10 protein-coding genes and 1 pseudogene are annotated in these 10696 nt (G+C 60.5%); 7 read left to right on the forward strand and 4 right to left on the reverse strand.

The genetic code is table 11. The annotated features are described in order from the left end of the window. Window positions 1-11: 11 nt before the first annotated feature. From NTD84_RS04490 to NTD84_RS04500, 3 genes are all read right to left on the reverse strand, one after another. On the reverse strand, window positions 12-266 hold the full coding sequence (locus NTD84_RS04490) for a hypothetical protein (protein ID WP_262163800.1): 255 nt from the start codon (window positions 264-266) through the stop codon (window positions 12-14). 77 nt (window positions 267-343) lie between these two features. Continuing rightward, the gene (locus NTD84_RS04495) at window positions 344-670 is read right to left on the reverse strand and encodes a hypothetical protein (RefSeq protein WP_262163801.1); all 327 of its coding nucleotides are present in this window, start codon (window positions 668-670) and stop codon (window positions 344-346) included. A gap of 82 nt (window positions 671-752) precedes the next feature. Continuing rightward, window positions 753-1955: an MFS transporter gene (locus tag NTD84_RS04500; RefSeq protein WP_262163802.1), complete on the reverse strand. Its 1203-nt coding sequence runs from the start codon at window positions 1953-1955 to the stop codon at window positions 753-755. A 194-nt stretch (window positions 1956-2149) separates the two neighbouring features. Here NTD84_RS04500 and NTD84_RS04505 point away from each other — a divergent pair, with 194 nt between their 5' ends. The 6 genes from NTD84_RS04505 (at window position 2150) to NTD84_RS04530 (ending at window position 7997) form a co-directional block, all read left to right on the forward strand. Beyond that, entirely contained in the window at window positions 2150-2632 is a 483-nt protein-coding gene (locus NTD84_RS04505) for a GNAT family N-acetyltransferase (protein ID WP_262163803.1), read from the forward strand. Window positions 2633-2826: 194 nt separating this feature from the next. After that, entirely contained in the window at window positions 2827-3819 is a 993-nt protein-coding gene (locus NTD84_RS04510; protein WP_262163804.1) for a 2-dehydro-3-deoxygalactonokinase, read from the forward strand. 19 nt (window positions 3820-3838) lie between these two features. Beyond that, window positions 3839-4459 (forward strand): 2-dehydro-3-deoxy-6-phosphogalactonate aldolase, encoded by a 621-nt coding sequence (locus tag NTD84_RS04515; protein WP_262163805.1) that lies wholly within the window; start codon window positions 3839-3841, stop codon window positions 4457-4459. A 47-nt stretch (window positions 4460-4506) separates the two neighbouring features. Further along, window positions 4507-5655 carry a galactonate dehydratase gene (gene dgoD, locus NTD84_RS04520; protein WP_007903915.1) on the forward strand — a complete coding sequence of 383 codons (1149 nt, stop codon included), beginning with the start codon at window positions 4507-4509 and terminating at the stop codon, window positions 5653-5655. Between the two features lie 167 nt (window positions 5656-5822). Then, complete coding sequence (locus NTD84_RS04525; protein ID WP_262163806.1) at window positions 5823-7133, forward strand: MFS transporter; 1311 nt, start codon at window positions 5823-5825, stop codon at window positions 7131-7133. Window positions 7134-7193: 60 nt separating this feature from the next. Further along, entirely contained in the window at window positions 7194-7997 is an 804-nt protein-coding gene (locus tag NTD84_RS04530) for an IclR family transcriptional regulator (protein ID WP_262163807.1), read from the forward strand. Window positions 7998-8116: 119 nt separating this feature from the next. Here the strand turns inward: NTD84_RS04530 and NTD84_RS04535 are convergent, their stop codons facing one another. Continuing rightward, entirely contained in the window at window positions 8117-9781 is a 1665-nt protein-coding gene (locus NTD84_RS04535; protein ID WP_262163808.1) for an electron transfer flavoprotein-ubiquinone oxidoreductase, read from the reverse strand. Window positions 9782-10327: 546 nt separating this feature from the next. Here NTD84_RS04535 and NTD84_RS04540 point away from each other — a divergent pair. Continuing rightward, window positions 10328-10696, forward strand: a pseudogene (locus tag NTD84_RS04540) (electron transfer flavoprotein subunit beta/FixA family protein); the annotation flags it as partial.

Consider the following 10696-nt stretch of genomic DNA (forward strand, 5'->3'; position numbering starts at 1 on the left):
ATTCAACCTGCTTAGACTTCCAGCTTGCGTGCCGCTTCAACCCCGGCGGCACTGAGTTTGATCGGTAAATTCAACGAGTGCTCGCCGGCCTCGTTGCAGGTCACATGACCGTGCTGGATCAACCCGCGTTCCTGCAGCGTGGCGAGGGTGCTGGCCACGACTTTCTCCCCCCGGTAATTGTCCAGGACCTCTTTGCCCAGCCCGCTCGGATGGGCGTGCAGCAAACGGGTCAGGACTTCTTTCTCAAGGTTTTTATCGACGTTCATGGTTACCTCTTCATGGTGTGGATAGTCATGGGTGTGGCTAGTCACGGATGTGGGCAGTTGCAGCTCGCGTCGGCGATTTATTGGCTGGCGCCGCCTTCGGAGCCCGAGCCACCGGTGGTGGTCTTCGAGCCGATGCCGGTGCCGGCGTTATCGGGTGTCTGCGCGTCGGGCATGTTCATGCCACCTTGACGGCCCGCGTCGTTACCCTGGATCCGTGGGTCGGTGCCCGTGGAAGGAGGCAGGCTGTTCTCGACGCCGGTGCCGTTGGTATTGAGGCCGGGTGCGCTTTGGATGGCGGGGGATTTAGGTTTCTCGACCGGGTCGGTCGGGCCGGTACCCGCGGCGAAGGCAGCGCAGGACAGCAGCGTAGTGAGGGCAAGGGCGGACAGTCGGGACATGTTCATGGTGTGTCTCCATTTAATTAGAGTCCTTACCTGATGTTGGTCCGTCCTCGATTTGGATGGTGCCTGATGAACGACGAACGGTTCAGGCCTGCTGCGGCGTCTTGACCTTGAAACGACGCCAGACCAAGCGGCCCACGGTGATCAGCCAGTTCAGCAGCGCCACGGCGAAAACTGTGAGCAAAAGTGTCGTCATGCCCTGCTCAACGATGATCTTTCCGGCCAGCAACGGGAAGCCGAACACCCCGATGAAATACGACAGGCTGAACAACAGCAGCGATTGCGCGGTGGTGTCACCCGGCGCTTCATTCGCCGCCAGGCCGTTGATCACTGAATAGGTCAGCCCGTAGCCGACGCCGAGCATCATCGCCGCCAGCACATAGGTGAAGCCGCTATCGACGACGAACCCGAACATCACGATCGAGCCCATCATCAGCCCCGACAACAGGCATGACGCGCGGAACGGATCGCGCTTGACCACGAACCCGGCAATGAACATCCGGCTGCTGATCGCTGCGCCCATGAAGCCGAAAAAGAACAGCGAATAATCCAGCGAGCGAGACGCTGCGTAACTGGTCTGGAAGCTCGACAAGCCACCGAACACGCCTCCGCCGAGGCCGACCATGAGAATCGGAAACACCGCCCTGGACGACAGCACCTTGACCGTGGCACCCCAGGAAATGCGCGCGACGGCAGCGGTGGGCGAGGGTGCTTTTTTCAACTGCGCGTCCAGGCGCCAGAACAGCAACACGCCGACCAGGCTGGCCAGCGCCGCGAGGTAAAAGGCCGCGGTCACCGGATAGCCGAGGGCACTGGCCGCGCGGCCCAGCAATGGACCGCTGCCGATCCCGGTCATCATGCTGCCCGACAGCAGCGCAAAGTATTTGGCCCGTTGCGCGGGCGTTACCAGGCTCGCGACGATAATCGGCCCGAGCGTATAAAAAACACCCCAACCCAACCCCAGCAGCAGCCCGAAAAACAGCAGTAGATGGCCAAAGCCCGGCGTCAGTGCAAAGCCAAGGCTGGCCGCGACCAGCAACACGCCAAACAGTGCGATTGAGCGCGCCGCGCCCAGCTTGTCGGACAAGTGCCCGGAGACAATCACCGCCACGAACGTACTGATCATCGCCGCAGAAATCACACTGCCCGCATCGTGTTCGTTACCACCCCGCGAGCCGATCAGCAGCGACAGTAAAAACGTCGAGCCGTAGGACAGCGACAGCAAATAACTGGCGAGGCAAAACAGGCCGAACAACTTGCCGGAGACTGGCGGTGGTGCGGTAGACATGACGCGGTTCCTTGACCCGATATCGGTGAGTGTCATCTATCTATCACGCAAGGCGCCGATGTTAGGTCCGAGGTTATCGATTCCAAGGTTAATGGTGGGCGGAGTAATGTCCCCGGCCAAGTAAAACAATCCTTGTGACGCGCGCCGCGCAGCGACTTAGTATGGCGTTTTCCACTTTTGACGAAGGCACGTCCATGACGATCGAAATCCGCCCGGCCACCCCCAGCGATGCACCGCAAATCCTCGGGTTCATCACTGAACTGGCCGACTACGAACGTGCCCGCCACGAAGTCATCGCCAGCGTCGCCGACATCGAGCGCAGCCTGTTCAGCGAAGGCGCCACGGCGCATGGCCTGATCTGTCTGCGCGACGGTCTGCCGATCGGTTTCGCCGTTTTTTTCTTCAGCTATTCCACCTGGCTCGGCAGTAACTGCCTGTACCTCGAAGACCTTTACATCACCCCGGAACAGCGTGGCGGCGGCGCGGGCAAAACCCTGCTGCGGCATTTGGCGAAGATCGCCTGCGCCAATGATTGCGGGCGCTTTGAGTGGAGCGTGCTGGACTGGAACACGCCGGCGATCGACTTCTACAAGTCCCTCGGCGCTCAGCCACAGGAGGAGTGGGTGCGGTATCGGATGGACGGCGCGGTATTGCGGGAGTTTGCCGAAGGTAAATGACCCTGCTTCAAAGACCGCAGCCTTTGACAGCGCTCCTGTGCCGGGATTCGCCTTCCCGCTGGAGCCGCCGAAAGCTGCGGTCTTTTTTTGTTTTAATCCCATAATATGGGAGTGATATTTATATATTGAGATTTCCCTCTGTCCGGGTTTATAGTCCAGCTCACTCACTGCCAATAAACAAAACAGGTGAAGCGATGCTGGCGCAATTGATCGCGCTCGATTGGGGGACAACCTCATTACGTGCTTACAAACTCGCTGCAGGCGGCCAGGTGCTGGAACAGCGTTCGCTGTCGTGCGGCATCATGCAGCTGCCGACATCGCCGCGGGTGATTGCCGGTCAGGTGTGCACCGACGGGTTTGAATTGGCCTTCGACGAAGCCTGCGGGGACTGGCTCGACGCGCAACCCGGTTTGCCGGTGATTGCCTGCGGCATGGTCGGCAGCGCCCAGGGCTGGCGCGAAGCGGCCTACCGCGACACGCCGGCGAACGTCGCCACTCTCGGAACATCCCTACAGACTGTCCACAGTATTCGCGGTGTCGATGTGCACATCGTGCCGGGCGTGATTCAGCGTTCGCGCTTGCCGAACGTGATGCGCGGCGAAGAAACCCAGGTCCTCGGCGTGCTGCAAAATCTTCCCCACGGGGCGGGCGGTGACCTGTTGATCGGCCTGCCCGGCAGCCATTCGAAATGGGTCGAAGTGGCCGACGGCTGCATCGTGCATTTCGATACGTTCATGACCGGCGAGGTCTTCGCCGTCCTCAGCGAACACAGCATTCTCGGGCGCACCCAGCAACGCGGCGGCGCTTTCGAGGGCGACGCGTTTGACCGTGGGGTGCACGTGGCGCTGTCGACGGAGGGCGAGATCGGTCCACTGTCGACCCTGTTCAGTGCTCGTAGCCTGGGGCTCACCGGTGAGCTCAGTGGCAGCGCGCAAGCGGATTACCTGTCCGGCCTGCTGATCGGTCACGAACTGGCGGCGCTGGCCACGGTTCAGCGGCGTCGGCGCAACAGCGTCCATCTGCCGTCGATCATTCTTATCGGCAATTCCCAACTCTGCGCCCGCTACCGCCGGGCCCTCGACACCTGCGGTTTCGCTCGCGTGACCCTGGCCGAACAAGCCACCGAACGCGGGTTGTGGCAACTGGCGCTGGCCGCCGGACTGGTTACCCCGCATCCATCCCGTTAAACCTGACTGGAGGTCTGACATGCTCAAGCAAGCCCTGGCGCAAAACGGTCTGATCGCGATCCTGCGCGGCCTGCGTCCGCAAGAAGCAGCCGCCATCGGCGAAGTCCTGTATGCCCAAGGATTTCGCGTCATCGAAGTGCCGCTTAATTCTCCCGAGCCGTACGAAAGTATCCGCATCCTGCGCAGTACCTTGCCCGCTGATTGCCTGATCGGCGCTGGCACTGTGCTGACGCCGGAACAGGTCGAGCAAGTCAAGGCCGCCGGCGGACAGGTGATTGTCATGCCCCACAGCGATCCCAAGGTGCTGCGTGCGGCGAAAGCGGCGGGGTTGTTCCTGTCGCCAGGTGTTGCGACGCCAACCGAAGCCTTCGCTGCACTGGCCGAAGGCGCGGACGTATTGAAAATGTTTCCGGCCGAGCAAATGGGGCCGGCCGTCGTCAAGGCCTGGCTCGCGGTGTTGCCGGCGGGAACGATTCTGGCGCCGGTGGGCGGGATCACGCCGGACACCATGCAGGTGTTTATCGACGCCGGTGTCAAAGGTTTCGGTCTCGGTTCCGGCCTGTTCAAACCGGGCATGACGCCGGAGCAAGTGGCGATCAATGCCAAGGCTTACGTGGCTGCCTGGAAAGCCCTTCGCTAAGACTTTTTGGCGCTGCGAGCGCTGCCTCTAACAAGAGAGACCCACAGATGAAAATCACCAAACTGACCACCTTCATCGTTCCGCCGCGCTGGTGCTTCCTCAAGGTCGAAACCGACGAGGGCGTGACCGGTTGGGGCGAGCCCGTGGTCGAAGGCCGGGCTCACACCGTGGCGGCCGCGGTTGAAGAATTGTCCGACTACCTGATCGGCAAAGACCCACGCAACATCGAAGACATCTGGACCGTGTTGTACCGCGGCGGCTTCTACCGGGGCGGTGCGATCCACATGAGCGCCCTGGCCGGCATCGACCAGGCGCTGTGGGACATCAAGGGCAAGGCGCTGGGTGTGTCGGTCAGCGATCTGCTCGGCGGTCAGGTGCGGGACAAGATCCGTGTCTATTCGTGGATCGGCGGTGATCGTCCGGCCGACACGGCGCGTGCGGCCAAGGAAGCGGTTTCCCGTGGTTTCACCGCAGTGAAGATGAACGGCACCGAAGAGCTGCAATTCCTCGATTCCTTCGAGAAAGTCGACCTGGCCCTGGCCAACGTCGCCGCCGTGCGTGATGCGGTCGGCCCGAACGTTGGCATCGGTGTGGACTTCCATGGCCGGGTGCACAAACCCATGGCCAAGGTGCTGATGAAGGAACTCGATCCCTACAAGCTGATGTTCATCGAAGAGCCGGTGCTCAGCGAAAACTACGAAGCGTTGAAGGAACTGGCACCCCTGACCAGCACGCCGATTGCTCTCGGCGAGCGGCTGTTCTCGCGCTGGGATTTCAAGCGTGTATTGAGCGAAGGCTACGTCGACATCATCCAGCCGGATGCCTCGCACGCCGGCGGCATCACCGAAACCCGCAAGATCGCCAACATGGCCGAAGCCTACGACGTGGCGTTGGCACTGCATTGCCCGTTGGGCCCGATTGCCCTGGCGGCGTGCCTGCAACTCGACGCGGTTTGCTACAACGCGTTCATCCAGGAACAGAGCCTGGGCATCCATTACAACGAGAGCAACGACCTGCTGGATTACGTCAAGGATCCGCGGGTGTTCGACTACGACAAGGGCTTCGTGAAAATCCCGAATGGCCCGGGCCTGGGCATCGAGATCAACGAGGAATACGTCATCGAGCGCGCGGCGGTCGGCCACCGCTGGCGCAACCCGATCTGGCGGCATGCTGATGGCAGTTTTGCCGAGTGGTGAGTTCTCCCTGACCCCAAACCCCTGTGGGAGCCAGCCTGCTGGCGATGTGGTCTGCACCTCCAGCCGTTAAGGTGACTGACAAATCGCTTTCGCGAGCAGGCTCGCTCCCACAAGGGGGCGGTGCAACGTTTCAAACTGACCTCGATAATCATAAGAAGAGGCACCCCATGCAACCGCAAACCCTCACCGGGCAGGCGTCGTTGGTGACGCCCAGCCGCAAGCGTTTTTTCATCATGGTGCTGCTGTTCATCACCGTGGTGATCAACTACCTCGACCGCAGCAACCTGTCCATCGCCGCCCCCGCGCTGACCAGCGAATTGGGCATCGACCCGATTCACGTCGGGTTGATTTTCTCCGCGTTCGGCTGGACCTACGCCGCCATGCAGATCCCCGGCGGCTGGCTGGTGGATCGCGTGCCGCCGCGGATTCTCTACAGCGTCGCGCTGTTGTTGTGGTCCGTGGCGACGGTCATGCTCGGTTTCGCCGCCAGTTCCATTGCCTTGTTCGTCCTGCGCATGGCGGTGGGCGCGCTGGAAGCCCCGGCGTATCCGATCAACAGCCGCGTGGTCACCACCTGGTTTCCCGAACGCGAACGCGCCACGGCCATCGGTTTCTACACCTCCGGGCAGTTTGTCGGGTTGGCGTTCCTGACGCCGGTGCTCGCCTGGCTGCAGCATGAATTTGGCTGGCACATGGTGTTCGTCAGCACCGGTGCGGCAGGCATTCTCTGGGCGGTGATCTGGTACGCGGTGTATCGCGAGCCGCGGGATTTCAAAGGCGCCAACGAGGCCGAAATCGACTTGATCCGCGAAGGCGGCGGGCTTGTAGACATCCAGGTGGAACAGGCCAACGTCAAAGCCAGATTCAGCTGGAGCGATCTCGGCATCGTGCTGACCCAACGTAAACTCTGGGGTATCTACCTCGGCCAGTTCTGCCTTAACTCTACGCTGTGGTTTTTTCTGACGTGGTTCCCGACCTACCTGGTGAAATATCGCGGCATGGACTTCATTAAGTCCGGGCTGCTGGCGTCGTTGCCGTTTCTCGCGGCGTTCATCGGCGTGCTCTGTTCTGGGTTCTTTTCCGATTTCCTGATTCGTCGCGGTTACACGGTGGGCTTTGCCCGCAAGCTGCCGATCATTGGCGGGCTGCTGATCTCGACCTCGATCATTGGCGCCAACTTCGTCGAGTCGACGCCGCTGGTCATCGCCTTCCTCGCGTTGGCCTTCTTCGGCAACGGACTGGCGTCGATCACCTGGTCGCTGGTATCGACCCTGGCACCGGCACGCTTATTGGGGCTGACGGGCGGCGTGTTCAATTTCATCGGCAACCTGTCGGCGATTACCACGCCAATCGTCATCGGTTTCCTCGCCAGCGGTGATTCGTTTGCTCCGGCGATCACCTACATCTCGGTTCTGGCGTTGATTGGCGCACTTTCCTACGTATTGCTGGTGGGCAAGGTCGAGCGTATCAAGTTGTAGTCGCCACCATCGCGCGACCATAATGCCGCCGATTCTCTCGCTCAACGGTAAAGGCTGGATATGCAGGAAGACCCCGCAAAAATCTCCAAGGACGCCGCGCCGACCGGCACCCAGACTCTGCTTCGCGGTCTGGGTGTGGTTCAGGCCGTGGCCAGTGGCGCCCGCGACCTCAAGGAAATCGCCCGACAGATCGGTACTACGCGCAGCACCACCCACCGCCTGGCCAGTTGCCTGGTGGACGAGCGCTATTTGCGGGTGGTGCCGCAGATCGGTTACCTGCTAGGGCCGAAGCTGATCGAACTGGGTTTTCAGGCGCGTGAAGAACTGCCGCTGGTCACCCTGGCCGGGCCGTATCTGGATGAGTTGTCGGCGTTGACCGGCGACACCATTCACCTGGCGATCCGCGAGGGCGACGAAGTGCTGTACCTGCACAAGAATCCGGGGCGCAACGGTCCGGAAATGCGTTCGCGGGTCGGCCATCGCATGCCGCTGGCGCGCACCGGGATCGGCAAGGCGCTGATGCTGGACGACACCCGGGAGGAATGGCAGCGGCTGTACGAAGTCAGCCTGCCTGCGGGTGGGAAAAATCAATTCTGGCCGCAGCACCCGGAACAATCCTGGGAGCAGTTCCAACAGCGCATGATTGAGTACGTCGCGGGGGGCTATGCCTTCGATCTTGAAGACAACGAACCGTCGATCCGCTGTGTGGCTGCGCCGATTCGGGATGCCAGCAAGCGCATCATCGCCGGCATCAGCATCGCCAGCACCGTGCCGTACATGCCGCTGGAAAAAATGGCCGAGCTGATTCCCCTGATCAAAGGCGTGACAGCCCGACTGTCGGCGGAGCTGGGCTTGAAGGTTTAGGCCTTCAGTGCGTGATGCATCGATGATCCCCGCTCCCACAAGGGAAGGGGTGTAGGGGCATAAATTTGCGGGCAACAAAAAGGCCCCCATCAGGGAGCCTTGATGTTCAGGCGTTCGACTTACATGTTCGGGTAAGTCGGGCCGCCGGCACCTTCCGGCGCCACCCAGGTGATGTTCTGTGCAGGGTCCTTGATGTCGCAGGTCTTGCAGTGAACACAGTTCTGGGCGTTGATCTGGAAGCGCTTCTCGCCGTCTTCCTTGGTCACCACTTCGTACACTCCCGCCGGGCAGTAGCGCTGGGCCGGTTCATCGTACAGCGGCAGGTTCTTGCTGATCGGGATGCTCGGGTCGGTCAGCTTCAGGTGGCACGGTTGTTCTTCTTCATGGTTGGTCCCCGAGATGAACACCGAACTGAGTTTGTCGAAGCTGAGCTTGCCGTCCGGTTTCGGGTATTCGATCTTCTTGCAGTCGGCCGCGAGCTTGAGGCAGGCGTAATCCGGTTTGGTGTCGTGCAAGGTGAACGGCAGTTTGCCGCCGAAGATGTTCTGGTCGAGCCAGTTGAAACCGCCGCCGACGATCGCGCCGAACTTGTGGATCGCCGGGCCGAAGTTGCGGCTGGCGAACAGCTCGTCGTAGAGCCAGCTCTTTTTGAATGCGTCCACATAAGTGGTCAGCTCTTCGGTGCCATCTTTTTCGGCGAACAGCGCCTCGGCCACGGATTCAGCGGCGAGCATGCCGGACTTCATCGCGGTGTGGCTGCCTTTGATCTTGGCGAAGTTCAGGGTGCCGAGATCGCAACCGATCAGCGCGCCGCCCTTGAAGACCATTTTCGGCAGCGAGTTCAGGCCGCCCTTGCAGATGGCGCGGGCGCCGTAGCTGATGCGCTTGCCGCCTTCCAGGTACTGCTTGAGCACCGGGTGATGCTTGAGGCGCTGGAACTCGTCGAACGGCGACAGGTAGGTGTTGCTGTAGGAAAGATCGACGATCAGGCCGACGACCACCTGGTTGTTTTCCAGGTGATAAAGGAACGAGCCGCCGGTATTCTCGGTGCCCATGATGTCCAGCGGCCAGCCTGCGGTGTGCACCACCAGACCTGGCTGATGCTTGGCCGGGTCGATTTCCCAGATTTCTTTCAGGCCGATGCCGTAGTGCTGGGCATCGGCTTCGCTGTCGAGGTTGAAGCGCTTGATCAGCTGCTTGCCGATGTGGCCGCGGCAACCTTCGGCGAACAGGGTGTACTTGCCACGCAATTCCATGCCTGGGGTGTACAAGCCGTCTTTCGGATGGCCTTCGCGGTCGACGCCGAGGTCGCCGGTGATGATCCCGCGAACCACGCCGTTCTCGTCGAACAGCGCTTCCTGAGCCGCGAAGCCTGGGTAGATTTCCACGCCCAGGTTCTCGGCCTGCTGGGCCAGCCAGCGGCACAGGTTGCCCAGGGAGATGATGTAGTTGCCTTCGTTGTGCATGGTCTTGGGCACAAAGAGGTCAGGAATTTTTTGCGCGCTGTCGGCGTTCTTGAGAACGAAGATATCGTCGCGGGTCACCGGTGTGTTCAGCGGGGCGCCGAGTTCTTTCCAGTCCGGGAACAGTTCGTTCAGGGCGCGGGGTTCGAACACCGCACCGGACAGGATGTGAGCACCCACTTCGGAGCCTTTTTCGACCACGCAGACGCTGATTTCCTTACCGGCTTCGGCGGCCTTCTGCTTCAATCGGCAGGCAGCGGAAAGACCAGCGGGGCCGGCACCGACGATGACGACGTCGAATTCCATGTATTCGCGTTCCACAGGTTATCTCCTACTCAAGGCTCAACAGTTTTTTTTCTAATTGGAGGTTTGGTGTCGCATCCATGAATCCCTGTATAAGCAGGGAAGAGCACAATCGCTGAACCACCTTTCTCTCTGGGTGGCGCATTATATCTACACCACTCTCAGCGTCCAATACAAACGTTTGTTTGAAATGGCTCAAAGCCAGAGAAATCAAAGTCACGCGGCTTATGGGCGGCCATTTTTCTGTATTGACCGGAATAGGTGTTCCGGTCAAGATACGGGCGGTTTTGCGCTCGCCGTAGGCTGACTGATGGTTTCAAGAGCACCTCTAAAGACAGGGCGATGGCAGTAGAAAGTGAAATGCCGCGCAGGTTGCGCGCGCAGTTTACACGTCGCGATATTGAATGACTGTTGAGTCGCTACTGACGAACGGTCATCCGCATCACGAGCGAGGCTCACTTGACACACAGGCCGGCGTTTTTAGAGGTGCCCTTGCGCCGATGAGCATCAACCGCCAGGTTCGCCTAGGCGACTTTCTTTTCACCGGAGAGTAACGAGGAATCCATGAAGGTTCTTGTAGCTGTCAAACGCGTTGTGGATTACAACGTCAAGGTTCGCGTCAAGGCGGACAATTCCGGCGTCGACCTCGCTAACGTGAAGATGTCGATGAACCCGTTCTGCGAAATCGCAGTGGAAGAAGCCGTACGCCTGAAAGAGAAAGGCGTTGCGACTGAAATCGTCGTCGTATCCGTTGGTCCGTCTACCGCTCAAGAGCAACTGCGCACCGCGCTGGCTCTGGGTGCCGACCGCGCCATCCTCGTCGAATCCGCTGAAGATCTGACTTCCCTGGCCGTTGCCAAACTGTTGAAAGCCGTTGTCGACAAGGAACAGCCTCAGCTGGTGATCCTGGGCAAGCAAGCCATCGACAGCGAT

The sequence above is a fragment of the Pseudomonas sp. 14P_8.1_Bac3 genome (assembly GCF_025466085.1).
Classification (GTDB): domain Bacteria; phylum Pseudomonadota; class Gammaproteobacteria; order Pseudomonadales; family Pseudomonadaceae; genus Aquipseudomonas.